Origin of the sequence: Nocardioides rubriscoriae, assembly GCF_008087085.1 — a bacterium.
In the GTDB taxonomy this organism is placed as follows: Bacteria; Actinomycetota; Actinomycetes; order Propionibacteriales; family Nocardioidaceae; genus Nocardioides; species Nocardioides rubriscoriae.
In genome coordinates, this window is the sequence record NZ_VIYJ01000005.1 from 424,122 (window position 1) to 440,051 (window position 15,930).

At 73.1% G+C, this 15,930-nt stretch carries 16 protein-coding genes and 1 tRNA gene; 3 read left to right on the forward strand and 14 right to left on the reverse strand.

Annotation, left to right across the window (positions count from 1 at the left end):
• Positions 1–204 precede the first annotated feature (204 nt).
• Positions 205–1,590: a cystathionine beta-synthase gene (locus tag FZC61_RS11585; protein WP_148614315.1), complete on the reverse strand. Its 1,386-nt coding sequence runs from the start codon at positions 1,588–1,590 to the stop codon at positions 205–207.
• A 45-nt stretch (positions 1,591–1,635) separates the two neighbouring features.
• Between FZC61_RS11585 and FZC61_RS11590 the strand changes: the two genes are divergently transcribed.
• Positions 1,636–2,649 carry an SGNH/GDSL hydrolase family protein gene (locus FZC61_RS11590; RefSeq protein ID WP_148614316.1) on the forward strand — a complete coding sequence of 338 codons (1,014 nt, stop codon included), beginning with the start codon at positions 1,636–1,638 and terminating at the stop codon, positions 2,647–2,649.
• A 209-nt stretch (positions 2,650–2,858) separates the two neighbouring features.
• Here the strand turns inward: FZC61_RS11590 and FZC61_RS11595 are convergent, their stop codons facing one another.
• The 6 genes from FZC61_RS11595 to FZC61_RS11620 all read right to left on the reverse strand — a co-directional run bounded on the left by FZC61_RS11595 (position 2,859) and on the right by FZC61_RS11620 (position 6,488).
• Positions 2,859–3,755 carry a Bax inhibitor-1/YccA family protein gene (locus tag FZC61_RS11595; protein ID WP_246142640.1) on the reverse strand — a complete coding sequence of 299 codons (897 nt, stop codon included), beginning with the start codon at positions 3,753–3,755 and terminating at the stop codon, positions 2,859–2,861.
• A gap of 95 nt (positions 3,756–3,850) precedes the next feature.
• On the reverse strand, positions 3,851–4,525 hold the full coding sequence (locus FZC61_RS11600) for a class I SAM-dependent methyltransferase (protein WP_211357212.1): 675 nt from the start codon (positions 4,523–4,525) through the stop codon (positions 3,851–3,853).
• Between the two features lie 55 nt (positions 4,526–4,580).
• Positions 4,581–4,657 (reverse strand) — tRNA-Leu (locus tag FZC61_RS11605).
• 24 nt (positions 4,658–4,681) lie between these two features.
• On the reverse strand, positions 4,682–5,233 hold the full coding sequence (locus FZC61_RS11610; RefSeq protein ID WP_148614317.1) for a peptide deformylase: 552 nt from the start codon (positions 5,231–5,233) through the stop codon (positions 4,682–4,684).
• Positions 5,230–5,784, reverse strand: a complete 555-nt coding sequence (locus FZC61_RS11615) for a glycine cleavage system transcriptional repressor (RefSeq protein ID WP_211357213.1) — start codon at positions 5,782–5,784, stop codon at positions 5,230–5,232. Before FZC61_RS11615 ends, FZC61_RS11610 begins: the two co-directional genes overlap by 4 nt.
• Positions 5,781–6,488: a uracil-DNA glycosylase gene (locus tag FZC61_RS11620; protein WP_148614318.1), complete on the reverse strand. Its 708-nt coding sequence runs from the start codon at positions 6,486–6,488 to the stop codon at positions 5,781–5,783. Before FZC61_RS11620 ends, FZC61_RS11615 begins: the two co-directional genes overlap by 4 nt.
• 83 nt (positions 6,489–6,571) lie before the next feature.
• Here FZC61_RS11620 and FZC61_RS11625 point away from each other — a divergent pair, with 83 nt between their 5' ends.
• Complete coding sequence (locus FZC61_RS11625) at positions 6,572–6,853, forward strand: hypothetical protein (RefSeq protein WP_148614319.1); 282 nt, start codon at positions 6,572–6,574, stop codon at positions 6,851–6,853.
• Here the strand turns inward: FZC61_RS11625 and FZC61_RS11630 are convergent.
• Genes FZC61_RS11630 through mfd form a run of 7 tightly spaced genes read right to left on the reverse strand, consistent with a single transcriptional unit; the run spans position 6,794 to position 15,087 of the window.
• On the reverse strand, positions 6,794–7,705 hold the full coding sequence (locus FZC61_RS11630; protein ID WP_148614320.1) for a Ppx/GppA phosphatase family protein: 912 nt from the start codon (positions 7,703–7,705) through the stop codon (positions 6,794–6,796). The two genes, FZC61_RS11625 and FZC61_RS11630, sit on opposite strands and share 60 nt — an antisense overlap.
• On the reverse strand, positions 7,698–8,198 hold the full coding sequence (locus FZC61_RS11635; protein WP_148614321.1) for a DUF501 domain-containing protein: 501 nt from the start codon (positions 8,196–8,198) through the stop codon (positions 7,698–7,700). Before FZC61_RS11635 ends, FZC61_RS11630 begins: the two co-directional genes overlap by 8 nt.
• Before the next feature lie 4 nt (positions 8,199–8,202).
• Positions 8,203–8,811: an FtsB family cell division protein gene (locus FZC61_RS11640; protein WP_148614322.1), complete on the reverse strand. Its 609-nt coding sequence runs from the start codon at positions 8,809–8,811 to the stop codon at positions 8,203–8,205.
• Between the two features lie 31 nt (positions 8,812–8,842).
• The gene (eno, locus tag FZC61_RS11645; protein WP_148614323.1) at positions 8,843–10,120 is read right to left on the reverse strand and encodes a phosphopyruvate hydratase; all 1,278 of its coding nucleotides are present in this window, start codon (positions 10,118–10,120) and stop codon (positions 8,843–8,845) included.
• Positions 10,121–10,171: 51 nt separating this feature from the next.
• Positions 10,172–10,777, reverse strand: coding sequence for a nucleoside triphosphate pyrophosphohydrolase (locus tag FZC61_RS11650; protein WP_425465818.1), 606 nt, complete (start codon positions 10,775–10,777; stop codon positions 10,172–10,174).
• A 21-nt stretch (positions 10,778–10,798) separates the two neighbouring features.
• On the reverse strand, positions 10,799–11,518 hold the full coding sequence (locus tag FZC61_RS11655) for a hypothetical protein (RefSeq protein WP_148614324.1): 720 nt from the start codon (positions 11,516–11,518) through the stop codon (positions 10,799–10,801).
• Positions 11,519–11,529: 11 nt separating this feature from the next.
• Complete coding sequence (gene mfd / locus FZC61_RS11660; RefSeq protein WP_148614325.1) at positions 11,530–15,087, reverse strand: transcription-repair coupling factor; 3,558 nt, start codon at positions 15,085–15,087, stop codon at positions 11,530–11,532.
• 516 nt (positions 15,088–15,603) lie between these two features.
• Between mfd and FZC61_RS11665 the strand changes: the two genes are divergently transcribed.
• The gene (locus FZC61_RS11665) at positions 15,604–15,900 is read left to right on the forward strand and encodes a hypothetical protein (protein ID WP_148614326.1); all 297 of its coding nucleotides are present in this window, start codon (positions 15,604–15,606) and stop codon (positions 15,898–15,900) included.
• The last annotated feature ends 30 nt before the right edge of the window (positions 15,901–15,930 follow it).

Sequence of the window (15,930 nt, forward strand, 5' to 3'; positions counted from 1 at the left end):
GGGTCGAGAAATGACAGGAGGACCTGCTCAAGGCGTATCCCCCCAGATGCGCCGAACAGGTCCTACCGATGTCGGACGACGTGCGTCGACGTGGACAACTCTAGGATCCGGTCCTGCTCGGCTGCTCCACGTCGCGGCCACGCCCGCCCTACGTCGCGGCCACGGTTGGGTGACACCGACGACGGTGGCCGGCCCCGAGGGCCGTCACAGCGACAGGAAGGCCAGCAGGTCCTGCCGGGTCAGCACGCCCACCGGCTTGCCGTCCTCCTGGACCAGCACGGCGTCGCCGTTCTCGAGCAGCGCCACGGCGTCCGAGGCGGCCTCGGTGGAGCCGATCGTCGCCAGCGGCGGCGACATGTGGTCCTCGACCGGGTCGGTGAGCTTGGCGTGGCCGGCGAAGAGGGCGTCGAGCAGGCCGCGGTCGGAGACGGAGCCGGCCACCTCGGCGGCGACGATCGGGGGCTCGGCGCGCACCACGGGCATCTGCGAGACGCCGTACTCCTGCAGGATCGCGATGGCCTCGGCCACGGTCTCGCTGGGGTGGGTGTGCACGAGGTCGGGCAGCCGGCCGGACTTGCCGCGCAGGACCTGGCCGACGGTGCGTGCGGCGGCCGGGGCGCCGGTGGCGAAGCCGTAGGTCGACAGCCAGTCGTCGTTGAAGATCTTGGTGAGGTAGCCGCGTCCCGAGTCGGGCAGGATCACCACGATCACGGCGTCCTTGCCCTCGGGGGTGCCGGCCAGCTCGTGGGCCAGCTTCCTCGCGGCGAAGGCCGCCATGCCGCAGGAGCCACCGACCAGCAGGGCCTCCTCGCGGGCCAGGCGGCGGGTGAAGGCGAAGGAGTCGGCGTCGCTGACCTCGATGACCCGGTCGGCGACCGAGCGGTCGTAGGTCTCGGGCCAGAAGTCCTCGCCGACGCCCTCGACGAGGTAGGGGCGGCCGGTGCCGCCGGAGTAGACCGAGCCGGCCGGGTCGGCCCCGATCACCTGGATCGCCGGGTTCTGCTCCTTGAGGTAGCGCCCGACGCCGCTGATCGTGCCGCCGGTGCCCATGCCGGCCACGAAGTGGGTGATCCGGCCCTCGGTCTGGGCCCAGATCTCCGGGCCGGTGGTCTCGTAGTGCGAGCGCGGGTTGTGCGGGTTGGAGTACTGGTCGGGCTTCCACGCGCCCGGCTGGGAGGCCAGGCGGTCGGAGACGTTGTAGTAGGAGTCGGGGTGCTCGGGCGCGACGGCGGTCGGGCAGACGACCACCTCGGCGCCGTAGGCCTTGAGCACGTTGCGCTTGTCCTCGCTGACCTTGTCGGGGCACACGAAGACGCACTGGTAGCCCTTCTGCTGGGCCACCATCGCCAGGCCGACACCGGTGTTGCCCGAGGTCGGCTCGACGATCGTGCCGCCGGGCTGCAGGGCGCCGGAGGCCTCGGCCGCCTCGATCATCCGGGTCGCGATCCGGTCCTTGATGGACCCGCCGGGGTTGAGGTACTCGACCTTGGCCAGGACGAGCGGCTCGTCGCCCGGCAGGTCGAGGGTGCGCGACAGGCGCACCAGAGGGGTGTTGCCGATGAGGTCAAGGACCGAGTTCACGTACTCCACACCCACAAACTAGACCGAGACGCACCAGTTCGTAGGATCGCAGGCATGGGGAAGGTCGCCGCAGCACGCAAGCTGGCCTCTGCCGCGGCCCTCGGCGGGGGCGGGCTCTCGCTGATCGGCGCCGGTCTCTACGGCGTCCTGACCGCCGAGGCCAAGATCGCCCGCAAGGTGATCGGTGACCCGTTGCCCGACCCGGTGCCCGACGCGACCGGCTGGTACGGCCGGGGTCGCCCCGGCCCGGCGGTCAAGATCGCGTTGCTGGGCGACTCCAGTGCCTGCGGCTACGGCGTCGACCGGGTCGAGGACACCCCGGGCGCCCTGCTGGGCTGCGGCGTCGCCGAGCAGGGCGACCGACGGGTATACCTGCGCGCCTTCTGCAAGGTCGGGGCGGTCTCCGCCGACCTCGACGCCCAGATCGACCGCGCCCTGCCGATCGAGCCCGACGTCGCGCTCATCCTCATCGGCGCCAACGACGTCACCCACAAGACCTTGCCGAGCCAGTCGGTGCAGCACCTCTCCGAGGGCGTGCGCCGCCTGCGCGAGGCCGGCGTCGAGGTCGTCGTCGGCACCTGCCCCGACCTCGGCACGGTCAAGCCGATCGCGCCCCCGCTCAAGCAGGTCGCGCGCGCCTGGTCGCGCCGCCTCGCCGCGGCCCAGACCATCGCGGTCATCCAGCAGGGCGGGCGCACGGTCTCGCTCGGCTCGGTGCTCGGCCCCGAGTTCGCCGCGGCCCCGGCGATCCTCTTCGGGCCCGACCAGTTCCACCCGTCGGTCGAGGGCTACCGCGCGCTGTCGCGGATCCTGCTGCCCTCGCTGCTGGCCAGCCTCGGCCTGGGCCCCGACGACGAGGCCCGTCCCGAGACCCGTCGCGGCGAGGGCGTGCTGCCCGTGACCCGCGCGGCGGTCGCGGCGGTCAACGAGCCCGGCACCGAGCTCGACGGCACCGAGGTCGCCGGCAGCCGCCACGGCGTACGCGGGCGCTGGGTCGAGCTGCGTCACCGCCGCCGCCGTCCCCAGACCGAGGGCACCGCCCCCGAGCTCGAAGAGGTCGCCGGCTAGGCCCACCCGTCGCAACTACGCGACGGGTCACCGACGAACGTGGCCGACCCGTCGCAACTACGCGACGGGTCGGCGACGTCTCTCGTCGACCCGTCGCAACTACGCGACGGGTCGGCGGGGGGTGGGACGACGAAGGCCCCGCGGCCGGAGCCACGGGGCCTTGCGTCACGCGCCGACGTCGGGGCGGGGCGGCCCGTCTGTCAGGTGGATCAGTTGTCGCCGAAGATCGCGAGCAGGCGCAGCAGGTTGGTGTAGATCCAGACCAGGCTGACGGTCATCGCGAACGACGCGCGCCACGACTCGCTCTGCGGGAGCCCGTTGCGGATGCCCTGCTCGACGAAGTCGAAGTCCATGATCAGCATGAACACACCGAGCACGAGGCCGACGACGGCGAAGAGCGCGCCCATGCCGCCCATGCCGTACAGGCCCATCTGGGCGCCGAAGAGGCCCAGGACGAGCTCGAGCAGGCTGAGACCGATCATGCCGAAGACGGCCGCGACCACGAAGGTCCGGAACTTCTGGCCGACCTGGATGTTGAAGAACTTGTAGGCGGCCAGGGTGCCGGCGAACGCGGCGAACGTGCCGAGGACGGCGTGGATGACGATCGAGTCACCGAAGTAGGCGTCGAACACCTTGCTGATGCCGCCGAGGGCGACACCCTCGAAGGCGGCGAACGCCAGGACCAGCGGCGGGCTGATGACTCGCTTGAACGAGTTGACCAGCGACAGCACGAAGGCGAGCACGCTGCCGAAGATCGCGACGCCGTAGATGGTCGACACCGAGCTGGTGTCGGTCACGGCGGGCGTCAGGAACCAGGTCGTGAAGGCCGCGACGAACACGACGCCGAGGGTGATCGAGGTCGTCTGCACGACCGTGTCGATCGTCATGGCGCCGCCGCGGGTGGTGCCCGGGCGGGTGTCGTCGTAGCCGAGCGGACCACCGGGCTGGCCGGTCCCCCACTGCGAGGGCTGGCCGTAGCCGGCGTAGGTCTGGGTCTGAGCGGCTCCGCCTGCGCGGTTGAACTCCTCCGAGCGACGGAACACCGGGTTGTTGCTCTGCATGGTCTCCTCCTTGGAGGCCTGATGACCGTCGATGTGACGGCTCACCTTGGTGATGGGACCCATTCTAGTCGGCCCCTCACCTGTGCGAACGTGCTGCGGGGGTCCTTTAGTTCCAGGACCTGCTCAGTCTCAGTGTCCTCTCATGATCGGCGTACGGCGCGCACGACCGTGTCGCTGACCTGGTGGCTGGTGCCCTCGTGGACGTGCTCGCGCGTCAGCACGCGCGAGGTCACGACCTCCCAGTCGGCGGGGTCGAGCAGGGCCGTGACCGCCTCGGGGGTGAAGAGCAGGTGCGTGAGGTCGCTGTTGCGCAGGCCGGTGTGCTGGTCGTCGGGGTGGTGGGCGAGCACGACCAGGGTGCCGCCGGGCGCCACCGACGCGGCGACGTGGCCGTAGACGGCGGCGAAGAGGTCGGGCGGCACGTGCACGTACGACGCCGTCACGAGGTCACCGACGGGCAGGGGGTCCAGCGCGAAGACGTCGGCGCGCTGCCACGACGTGCGGTCGGCCACGCCCGCCCGGGCCGCGTGCTCGGCCGCCTTGGCCAGCGCGACGCCGGAGACGTCGACACCGGTCACCTTCCAGCCGCGCGAGGCCAGCCACACGACGTCGGCCCCCTCGCCGCAGCCGACGTCGACCGCGGTCGCGGGCGCGAGGCCGTCGACCTCCTCGACGAGGGCGGCGTTGGGGTGGCCCGACCAGACCCGGTCGGAGCCCGCGTAGCGCTCGTCCCAGAACTCGGCGGTGAACATGTGGCGCAGGTCCGCCGGGTCCTGCGAGTCGGTCCCGTGCTCGTGCCGGTGCTCGTGGCTCATGGGTCCAGCCTGGCACCTCAGGTCGACCTGAAGGCAAGGACCGGCCCGTGGGAGGTGGTGCCCCCGGTGGGGCTCGAACCCACACTGCGCGGTTTTTAAGACCGCTTCCTCTGCCGATTGGGATACGGGGGCGTGCTCTGCGTGAGCTGGGGCGAGCTAGAGGTAGGTCTGGCGAGCGTAGACGGCGTGGGCACCGGCGACGCGGTCGAGGAAGAGCAGCCCCGCACAGTGGTCGATCTCGTGCTGCAGGGCACGCGCCTCGAACGCGACCGCCTCGACCTCGACGTGCTCGCCGGTGCCGGGCAGCACGCCGCGCACCACCAGCCGGGAGGCGCGCTTCACGTCACCGGTGAGGTCGGGCACGCTCATGCAGCCCTCGCGCGCGCGCTCGTTGCGGGAGGACTCGACGACCTCGGCGTTGCAGAGCACGAAGGTGCCGTGGTGCCCGCGGGTCTTGGGGTGCTCCGAGACGTCGACGCAGAAGACGGTGGCCCCGACCCCCACCTGGGGGGCGGCGAGCCCGACGCAGCCCGGGCTGACCCGCATGGTGGCCACCAGGTCGGCGGCGAGCTGAACGACCTCCGGCGAGGTCGGGTCGACGGCGCCGCCGGGGGTGGACAGCACCGGCGCCGGAGCCCGGACGACGTCGAGCACGCGACCCTCGACCCCGAGCTCGGCCTCGGTCCAGGCGGCGAGACGCTCGTTCACAGGGCGTCGGCGTCGGCAGGGCGCAGCGACGCCCCGACCCCGAGGGTCGCGGCCGCCGAGGTGATCGCGGCCTCGAGCCCGGTCTCGTCGGCGTCCACGGGCAGGGCGATCTCGGCGACGAGCAGGTAGAGGTCGCCGGCGAGCCGGGTGGTGAGGTCGGTGATGTTGCCCCCGACGCGCGCGACCTCGGCGACGACGGCCGAGACGATGCCGGGGCGGTCGCCGCCGTGCACGGTGAGCACCCAGGACGTGCCCGCGACAACGGCGGTCTCCTCGACGGGGACCTCGCGGACCGTGACCGACAGCGTGCCGTCGGCGGCCAGCGGCTCGAGCGCGGCCCGGATGGTCTCGTCGGCGACGTCGCCCGCCACGACCAGCATCATCGCGAAGTGCCCGCGCAGCAGGGTCATCGTCGAGTCCTCGAGGTTGAGCCCGAGACCGGCGAGGCGCTCGGTGGTCTCGGCGATGATGCCGGGCCGGTCGTGGCCCAGGACGGTCACGGCGTGCAGGGTCGACGGGTGGGTCGACGGGTGGGTCGGGGTGTGGCTCACCCGGTGATCATCGCAGCAGCACGACCGAGCACGGCGTCGAGCATGGGCTCGGTCAGCCTGCCGGTGAAGGTGTTCTGCTGGCTGGGGTGGTAGCTGCCGAGCAGCAGCACGTCGCCGTGCGGGGCGCCGAGCACGGCCTCGGCACCGTGCCCGAAGCGCGGCTTGGGCCGCGGCACGTCCCATCCGGCCCGACGGCAGGCGGCGAGGGCGGCGTCCCAGCCGATCGAGCCGAGGGCCACCACGCAGCGCACGGACGGGGCGACCAGGGCGAGCTCGGCGTCGAGCCAGGTCGCGCAACGGGCCTTCTCGTCGGTGGTCGGCTTGTTGTCGGGCGGCGCGCACCGTACGGCGGCCACCACCCGGGTGCCGATCAGCGCGAGGCCGTCGTCGGCGCTCACGCTGGTGGGCTGGTTGGCCATCCCGACGCGGTGCATCGAGGCAAAGAGCCAGTCGCCGGAGCGGTCCCCGGTGAACATCCGGCCCGTGCGGTTGGCCCCGTGCGCCGCCGGGGCGAGCCCGACGACGAGCACCTGCGGTGTCGCGACCCCGAAGCCGGGCACGGGCCGACCCCAGTAGGTCTCGCCGGCGTACGCCGCCCGCTTGTCGCGCGCGACCTGCTCGCGCCAGCGCACCAGGCGCGGACAGCGCCGGCACGCGACGATGCGCGCGTCGAGCGCGGGGAGGTCAGCGGGTCGGGCGGGCACGGGCCCAGTCTGCCGACGTCACCGCTTCGTGAGGTCTTGACGGGCCGGACGGTCCTACCGTCGACACAACGAGGAGGTCTCACATGGACATGCGGATGACGGAGTCGGCGGCCTGGATGGTCGGCCTGATGGCGTTCCTGGTGCTGATGACGGGCGCGGTGCTCGTCGCGGTGCGGATCTACGGAGGGCGGGCCGCGCACGACGACCACCCGCACGACCCGGTCGCGGTGCAGCGCGCCCTGGTGGCGCGCATCGCCCAGCCGGCGGTGGCGGCGGTCGCGGCGGCCCCGGCCGCCGCAGCGCCGTCAGCCCTGCAGCGAGGCGGCGATGCCGTCGAGGATGTCGGACTCCGAGACGACCAGTGACGTCGCACCGCTGCGCTCGAGCACCCGGCCCAGGATCAGCCCACCGGCGTCGATGACGTCGGCACGCCCCGGGTGCAGCCAGGGCAGGGCGAGCCGCGCGGCGCGGGGCATCGCGACCAGCCGGTCGACGAGGTCCTGCACGTCGGCGGTGGTCAGCACGGCCTGGTCGATCGCCGCCCGGTCGTACGCCGCCAGGCCGAGCACCCCGGCCGCGAGGGTGGTCACGGTGCCGGCGACGCCGACCACGGTCGCGGCGGCCGCAGGGTCGACGGGGCAGCCGTCGAGGGCCCGGTCGACGTCGGCCAGGACCGCCGCGACCTCGGCAGGCGTCGGCGGGTCGCCGTGGAGGTGTCGCTCGTGCAGGCGCACCGAGCCGATGTCCATCGAGTGGGCCACGGTCGGGCCGTCGGGCCCGCCCAGGACCAGCTCGGTCGAGCCGCCGCCGACGTCGACGACGAGCACGGGGTAGGCGGGGGCGGCGCGCAGGTGGGCGACCGCGCCACCGTAGGCGAGCGCCGCCTCCTCGGCCCCGGTGACGACCTCGGGCTGGACCCCGAGCCGCTCGCGCACCCCGGCCGTGAAGACGTCGGCGTTGGCGGCGTCACGGCTCGCCGAGGTCGCGCAGAACCTCACCCGCTGCGGCGGCACGCCGTGCGCGTGCAGCAGCGCGGCGTACTCGTCGAGGGCGGCGAAGGTGCGGGCCAGGGCCTCGTCGGACAGCCGACCGGTGCGGTCGACGCCCTCACCGAGGCGCACCATCCGCATCTCGCGGACCCGCTCGCCCCCGGGCCCGGTGACGAGCAGCTTGACGGTGTTGGTGCCGCAGTCGATCGCGGCGACGAGCTCAGTCATCGAGGGGCGCGGGGGTGACGCACGGGCCGCTGGCCCACCACTCCCCCAGCCGCTCGAGCACCTCGTCACCGAGCGGGTTGACACCCGGGCCCGCGGCGAGCGCGTGCCCGGCCAGGACGTGGAGGCACTTGACGCGGTCGGGCATGCCGCCGGCCGAGACGCCGTCGATCTCGGGCACGTCGCCGAGGGTGGCGCGGAACGCGAGGTAGGCGTCGTGGGCCGCGCGGTAGGCGACAGCGAGCTCGGGGTCGTCGGCCAGGCGCGCCTGCATCTCCTTCATCACCCCACCGCCCTCGAGGGTGCCGATGAGCGAGGCCGCGCGGGGGCAGGTGAGGTAGAAGGTCGTCGGGAACGGGTCGCCGTCGGGCAGCCGGGGCTCGGTGGTGACGACGTCGGGGTTGCCGCACGGGCAGCGGTGGCCGATGCCGTGGATGGCGCGCGGGGGCCGGCCGAGCTGGGCGTGGATCGCGGCCTCGTCGGTCGGGTCGATCACGCGGTCACTCGCTGTCCTGGTCGGTCGGCTCGTCGGTCGGCGCCCCCTCGGGATCGGTGATCTTGGTCTGGGGCAGCGGGTCGGTGCGTCGCGGCGGGTTGCCCGCGACCTTCATGGTGCCCCAGGCGTCGTCCCACCAGGCCCGGGGCTCGGCCGGGTCGACGGTGCTGGGGTCGCTCAGCGTCGACTCGACGTCGAGCGGGTCGCCGCCGTCGAGGACGACGAACGGCTTCTCGCCGGGCCGGACGAAGCCGAGCTCGCGCGCCTGCTGCTCGACGTAGGCGGGGTCGTCGAGGCGGGACTTCTCGTCCTCGAGCCGCTCGATCGCCGACTCGCTGGCGGTGATGCGGGCCTGGACGTCGTCGAGGTGGTGGCGCTGCTGCAGGTAGGCGCGGGCCAGCGAGGAGGCCGACACCGCGAGCAGCGCCACGATCAGCACCAGGATCGCGGCCCGGCTGGTCAGCCGCGCCCGCGGCTCGGTGCGGGCCGGGGCCTGCGGCCGGGCCGCCGCGGCCCGGGGCCGACCCTGGCGGGTCGTGCGCCCGGGACCGCTGCGTCCCGCGGGTCGCGACCCGCGTGACGACGTACGGCGACCCGATCCCGGCGTGGACATGGGGACCATCCTCCCCCGAGCGGGGCCCGGATCAGCGCGCGAAACGCGGGAAGGCGGCTGCTCCGGCATAACGGGCCGCGTCGCCGAGCTCCTCCTCGATGCGCAGCAGCTGGTTGTACTTCGCGACGCGCTCGGAGCGGGCGGGGGCCCCGGTCTTGATCTGGCCGCAGTTGGTGGCCACGGCGAGGTCGGCGATCGTGGTGTCCTCGGTCTCGCCCGAGCGGTGGCTCATCATGCAGCGCAAGCCGTTGCGGTGGGCGAGGTCGACGGAGTCGAGGGTCTCGGTGAGCGAGCCGATCTGGTTGACCTTGACCAGCAGGGCGTTGGCGTTGCCGCCGGTGATGCCGCGCTGGAGCCGCTCGACGTTGGTGACGAACAGGTCGTCGCCGACGATCTGGATCTGTGAGCCGAGCTGGTCGGTCAGCGCCTTCCAGCCGTCCCAGTCGTCCTCGTCGAGCGGGTCCTCGATGCTGACGATCGGGTAGGCCCCGCACAGCTCGGCGTAGTAGGCCGTCATCTCGGCGCTGGTCTTGGCCCCACCCTCGAAGGAGTAGGACCCGTCGGTGCAGAACTCCGAGGCCGCGACGTCGAGCGCGAGCGCGAAGTCGGTGCCGAGCTCGTAGCCGGCCTCGCCGATCGCCTCGGCGATGAGGTCGAGCGCGGCGCGGTTGGAGTCGAGGCTCGGCGCGAAGCCGCCCTCGTCGCCCAGGCCGGTGGCCAGGCCCTTCTTCTTCAGCACCGTCTTGAGCACGTGGTAGACCTCCGCGCCCTGGCGCAGCGCCTCGCGGAAGGTCGGCGCGCCGATCGGCGCGATCATGAACTCCTGGACGTCGACGTTGGAGTCGGCGTGGGAGCCGCCGTTGAGGATGTTCATCATCGGCACCGGCAGCACGTGGGCGTTGGGCCCGCCGACGTAGCGGTAGAGCGGCAGGCCGCTGGAGTCGGCGGCCGCACGGGCCACGGCCAGCGAGACGCCGAGGATCGCGTTGGCGCCGAGCTCGGCCTTGTTGGGGGTGCCGTCGAGGTCGAGCATCGTCTGGTCGATCAGGCGCTGGTCGTCGACGGCCATGCCCTCGAGGGCCGGGCCGATCTTGGAGATCACGGCGTCGACCGCGGTGGCCACGCCCTTGCCGAGGTAGCGGGTGCCGCCGTCGCGCAGCTCGACCGCCTCGAACGCGCCGGTGGAGGCGCCGCTGGGCACGGCGGCCCGGGCGAACGCCCCGTCGTCGAGGGCCACCTCGACCTCGACGGTGGGGTTGCCGCGCGAGTCGAGGATCTCGCGGGCGCCGACGGCTTCGATCGCTGCCATGAGGGGGTACTTCCTGCCGGGGACGAGGGGTCGGCTCACGCTACCGGACCGTCAGGACCGCTCGAGCAGCCGGCGTACGGCGTCACGCAGCTCCTGCTCGGGGTCGGCCCCGGCGGCGTGGGCCTCGGCCACGAGCGCCAGCAGGCGATCGCCGATGCCGTCGGCGGGCTCCACGGGTGGGCGCCGACCGGCCCGGCCGAGCCGGTCGAGCACCTTGTCGGCGTAGAGCAGGGCCGGCAGCGTGGGGGCGATGCCGTCGGTGACGGAGTCACGCTGCTTCTCGGTCGCCTTGACCGACTCCCACAGCTCGTTGACCTCGGCCGCGGAGCCCTGGGCCCCGCCCTCGATGACCGCGGTGCCGAAGACGTGGGGGTTGCGGCGCCGCATCTTGGCCACGATGCCGTCGGCCACGTCGTCGACGGTGAAGGCACCGGTCTCCTCGGCGATGGCGGCGTGGAAGTAGACCTGGAGCAGCAGGTCGCCGAGCTCCTCGCGCAGGTCGTCAGGGGTGCCGGACTCGATGGCGTCGACCGTCTCGTGCAACTCCTCGACGAGGTAGCGCACCAGGGAGCGGTGGGTCTGCTCGCGCTTCCAGGGGCACTCGGCGCGCAGGCGCCGCATCACCTCACGCAGCTCCAGGAGCGGCTCGTCGCTCACGCTCGGCGTCGCCCGCGTGTCTCAGGCGCCGCAGACCTGGTCGCGCGGCAGCGTGGCGACGAGAGCGTTGATCTTGTCGTTGGCGGCCGCGTCGTCGACGGCGATGATGCCGGCCTTGGCGCGGTCGCTGGCCGGGACCGACAGGTCGTCGTCGGTGGGCACCAGGCCCTGCTTGGTGAGGCTGATGCCGAGGACGGGGTTGAGGTCGACCTCGCGGTCGTTGAGCCACGCCGCGGCCGCGACCAGCCCGCGCTGCAGCGCCGCGTCGGTGCTGGCGGCGGGGTCGCCGTCGGCGGCGTACTCGGCGTTGCCGACGGCGATCGCCGCGGCGGTGACGTAGGCGTTGGCGGTGCCGGTCTCGACCAGCACGTCACGGTCGTCGCCGGAGTCGGCGAACTGGGCCTCGATCGACGCGACGTCGTCGCCGTAGCTGGGCGGCAGGGTCAGCTTGCGCTCGTCGACGAGGTGCTCGAGGGCGATCTGCTGGATGCGGGTGGTGGCCAGGCCCTGGCGCTGGTAGGTGCGCGGGAACGGGCTGAACTCGGCGAGGTCGGCGGAGCTGAGGTAGTCGCACACGGCCGTGGTCGACTCGTCGACCTCGGACAGCGAGACCTGCTCACCGTCGACGTCGGCGGCCACACCCGGCCGGACCTGCTCGTCGGACACGCCGCAGCCGTTGAGAGCGAGCCCGACGAGGAGCAACGGGGCGACCAGGCCGGCGCGGCGAGGGGTGAGGCTCACGACAAGAACTCCTACGACGGTGTGGAGACGGGTTGCGGGTCGAGGACGCTGTCGATCACGCCTCGCGCCCATTCAAGCAGGGCGACGCCCTCGAGCGGGGTGCCGGTCTTGCCCGGGGTGCCGGGTCGCGGGACGAGCACGGTGTCGGCCGCCTGCTTGATGATCGACTTGGGGTACATCCGCTGCAGGCGCACCTGGCGCGACTCGGGCAGCGACACCGGCGCGAAGCGCACGTTGCGCCCGGCGATCGTGACCTCGCCGATGCCGGCCTGCCGGGCGCGGGCCCGGAACCGGGCGACCAGCTGCAGGCACACCACCTCGACCGGCGGCTCGCCGTAGCGGTCGACCATCTCCTCGGCCAGCACGTCGACGTCGGCGTCGCTGCGGACCTCGGCCAGGCGGCGGTACATCTCCAGGCGCAGCCGCTCGCTCTCGATGTAGTCGTGGGGCAGGTGGGCGTCGACGGGCAGCTCGATGCGGACCTCGTTGAGCTCGGGCTCGACCTCGCCCTTGAACTCGTTGACGGCCTCGCCGACCAGGCGGACGTAGAGGTCGAAGCCGACGTCGGCGATGTGGCCGGACTGCTCGCCGCCCAGGAGGTTGCCGGCGCCGCGGATCTCGAGGTCCTTCATCGCGATCGCCATGCCGCCGCCGAGGTCGGAGTGTTGCGCCAGGGTGGCCAGGCGCTCGTGGGCGGTCTCGGTCAGCGGCTTCTCGCTGGGGTACAGGAAGTAGGCGTAGGCCCGCTCGCGGGAACGGCCGACGCGGCCTCGCAGCTGGTGGAGCTGGGACAGGCCCAGGGTGTCGGCGCGCTCGATGATCATCGTGTTGGCGTTGGACACGTCCAGGCCCGACTCGACCAGGGTGGTGCACACCAGGACGTCGAAGCGCTTCTCCCAGAAGTCGAGCATGACCTGCTCGAGCGCCTTCTCGTTCATCTGGCCGTGGGCGGTCGCGACCCGCGCCTCGGGCACGAGCTCGCGCAGCTTGGCGGCGGCCTTCTCGATCGAGTTGACCCGGTTGTGGATGTAGAAGACCTGGCCGTCGCGCAGCAGCTCGCGGCGCAGGGCGGCGGTGACCTGGCGGTCCTCGTAGGCGCCGACGTAGGTCAGCACCGGGTGGCGCTCCTCGGGCGGGGTGGTGATCGTCGACATCTCGCGGATGCCGGTGATCGACATCTCCAGGGTGCGCGGGATCGGCGTGGCGCTCATGGAGAGCACGTCGACCGAGGTGCGCATGCGCTTCATCTGCTCCTTGTGCTCGACGCCGAAGCGCTGCTCCTCGTCGACGATGATCAGCCCGAGGTCCTTGAAGCGGATGTCGGGGTTGAGCAGGCGGTGGGTGCCGACCACGATGTCGATGGACCCGTCGGCGAGACCGGCGGCGACCTCCTTGGCCTCCTTGTCGCTCTGGAAGCGGCTCAGCGCCCTGATGTTGACCGGGAAGCCACTCATCCGCTCGGCGAACGTCGACAGGTGCTGGGTCACCAGCAGCGTCGTCGGCACCAGGACCGAGACCTGCTTGCCGTCCTGGACGGCCTTGAACGCCGCGCGCACCGCGATCTCGGTCTTGCCGTAGCCGACGTCGCCGCAGATGAGGCGGTCCATCGGCACGACCTGGCGCATGTCGGACTTGACCTCCTCGACCGTGGTGAGCTGGTCGGGGGTCTCGGTGAACGGGAAGGCGTCCTCGAGCTCGCGCTGCCACGGGGTGTCGGGGCCGAACGCGTAGCCCTTGGTGGCCTGGCGGGCGGCGTACAGCTTGATGAGCTCGGCGGCGATCTCGCGGACCGCCTTGCGGGCCCGGGCCTTGCGCTTGGTCCAGTCGGCGCCGCCGAGGCGGTCGAGGCTGGGCTGCTCACCGCCGACGTAGCGGGTGACCTGGTCGAGGGCGTCGGCCGGGACGTAGAGGCGGTCCGGCGGGGCGCCGCGCTTGCTCGCGCCGTACTCGAGGACGAGGTACTCGCGGGTCGCGCCCTGGACGGCGCGCTGCTTCATCTCGACGAAGCGGCCGACGCCGTGCTGCTCGTGGACGACGTAGTCGCCGGCCTTGAGCTCGAGCGGGTCGATCTGCTTCTTGCGGCGCGCGGGCATCTTGCGCATGTCGCGCGTGGAGGCCTTTTGGCCGGAGATGTCCTCGCCGGTGACGACCACGACCCGGGCGGCCTCGTCGACGAAGCCGTGGGTGATCGCGCCGCAGGTGATGGTGACCACGCCGGGCTCGAGGTCGCCGTCGTCCTGCAGGCGGGCCGGGGTGTCGCGCTCGCCGAGCTGCTCGACCATGCGCTGGGCCGGGCCGTGGCCGGGGTGGATCACGACGACCTGGAAGGCCTCCTCGCGCCAGTGGGCCAGGTCGGCCAGGGCCTTCTCGACGTCGCCGTGGTAGGCCGGGGCCGGCGTGGCGGGCAGTGCGACGCTGGGCCGGTCGCCGGTGTCGGGGGCGTCACCGGGTGCGCTGTCGGTGGCGCTGTCGAGGCCGAACGGGCTCAGCGTCCACCAGGACTGGCCGCGGGTGATGACGTGCTCGCGGACGTCGCCCAGCGAGCGGTAGGACGCCGCGCCGAGGTCGATCGGGGCGACTCCTCCCCCGGCCGCGGCGGCCCAGCTGGCCCCGAGGAACTCGTCGCTGGTGGCCACCAGGTCGTGGGCCCGGGAGCGGACCCGCTCGGGGTCGAGCACGAGCAGGTGCGCGTCGGTCGGGAAGAGGTCGACCAGCAGCTCCATCTCGTCGACCAGCACGGGGGCCAGCGACTCCATGCCCTCGGCGGCGATGCCGGCGGCGATCTTGTCGGTGAGCTCGAGCAGCTGCGGGTGGGCGCGGCCGAGCTCGGCGGCGCGGGCGCGGACCTCGTCGGTGAGCAGCAGCTCGCGGCACGGCGGCGCCCACAGCCGCTCGGCCTTGTCGAGGGTGCGCTGGTCGGCGACGGAGAAGGTGCGGATCTCCTCGACGTCGTCACCCCACAGCTCGACGCGCAGGGGGTGCTCCTCGGTGGGCGGGAAGACGTCGACGATGCCACCGCGCACCGCGAACTCGCCGCGCCGCTCGACCAGGTCGACCCGGCTGTAGGCCGCATCGGCCAGGCTGCGGACCAGGTCGTCGAGCGGCATCGTGTCGCCGAGCGCGAGCTCGACCGGGGCCAGGTCGGCCAGGCCCTTGACCTGCGGCTGCAGCAGGCTGCGCACCGGCGCCACGACGACCTTGAGCGGGCCGTTGGTCGCGTCACTGCCCGGGTGGGCCAGGCGGCGCAGCACCGCGAGGCGCTTGCCGACGGTGTCGCTGCGCGGGCTGAGCCGCTCGTGGGGCAGCGTCTCCCAGCTCGGGTAGTGGGCCACGACCTCGGGGCCGACCAGGCCACCGAGCTCCTCCGACAGCTCCTCGGCCTCGCGGGTGGTCGCGGTGACCACCAGCGTCGTGCGGCCCGCACCCACCAGCGCGGCGGCGACGAACGGGCGCAGCGCGGCCGGGCCGGTCAGGTCGAGGGCGCGGTCGCCGGGCCCGGTCGCGCGCCGTGCGAGGTCGGCGTACGCGGGTGAGCCGAGGATGAGCTGGGCCAGGGCGGCGAGGGACACGGGGACTCCGGCTGCATGGGGCTGGATGGGGCTGGATGGGGCGGGGCAACACGAGCGGCCCCCGATCACGCGCGACCGGGGGTGCAGGTTCCGAGTCTAGGACCGCGCACCGACGCCCCGTTCACCCACGCGGGCTCGGCGTACAGGCGGAGCCGGGCGTCCCGGTCCCGTGCCGCAACCGTTCATGCGGGGTTCACCGGCCCGCCCTACGGTGCGCCGGTGCCACACCACCGTGCCCTGCTCCTCGCGGCGTCGACCGCGGTCCTGCTGACGGGGTGCTCGGTCTCCGGTTCGGCTGCTCCTGTCGGCACGGACTCGTCGTCGCGGTCGGCCACGCAGGCGTCCGAGGCACCGCGCGAGCGGCCGCGGACACCCAGGCGCCCGGCGGTGACCGTGACCGTGACGGCCAGCCCCACGACGACACCCGACCCAGCCCCGCCACCCGCAGCCCCACCGGCGGTCGTCGTGGCACCCGCCCCCGACCCGACCGTGACCAGGAGTGGGACCCTCACCGTCGTGGCCGGCAACGAGGGAGAGGGCTACTGCCTGGCCCTCGACACCCCCGCGGGCCTCTACACGGTCGGCTCGTCGACCCCGGCGTACGACGCGACGGTGACCACGACCAGCGGCCGCGTCGGCGACGAGGTCGTCAGGGCCGAGACCGGGATGCACGTTCACGGACGCGGCTCGCGGGGCATGGCGGCGACCTACGGTCAGCACGTCGTGCTGCGGGGCTACCTGTCCGGCGAGACCGGCACCGAGTGCAGCAGGTACTACGACCTCGGCGTCACCGAGATCGTCAGCGTGGGCTGACCGGACGCGACGACGTCCCCGTCATCCTCT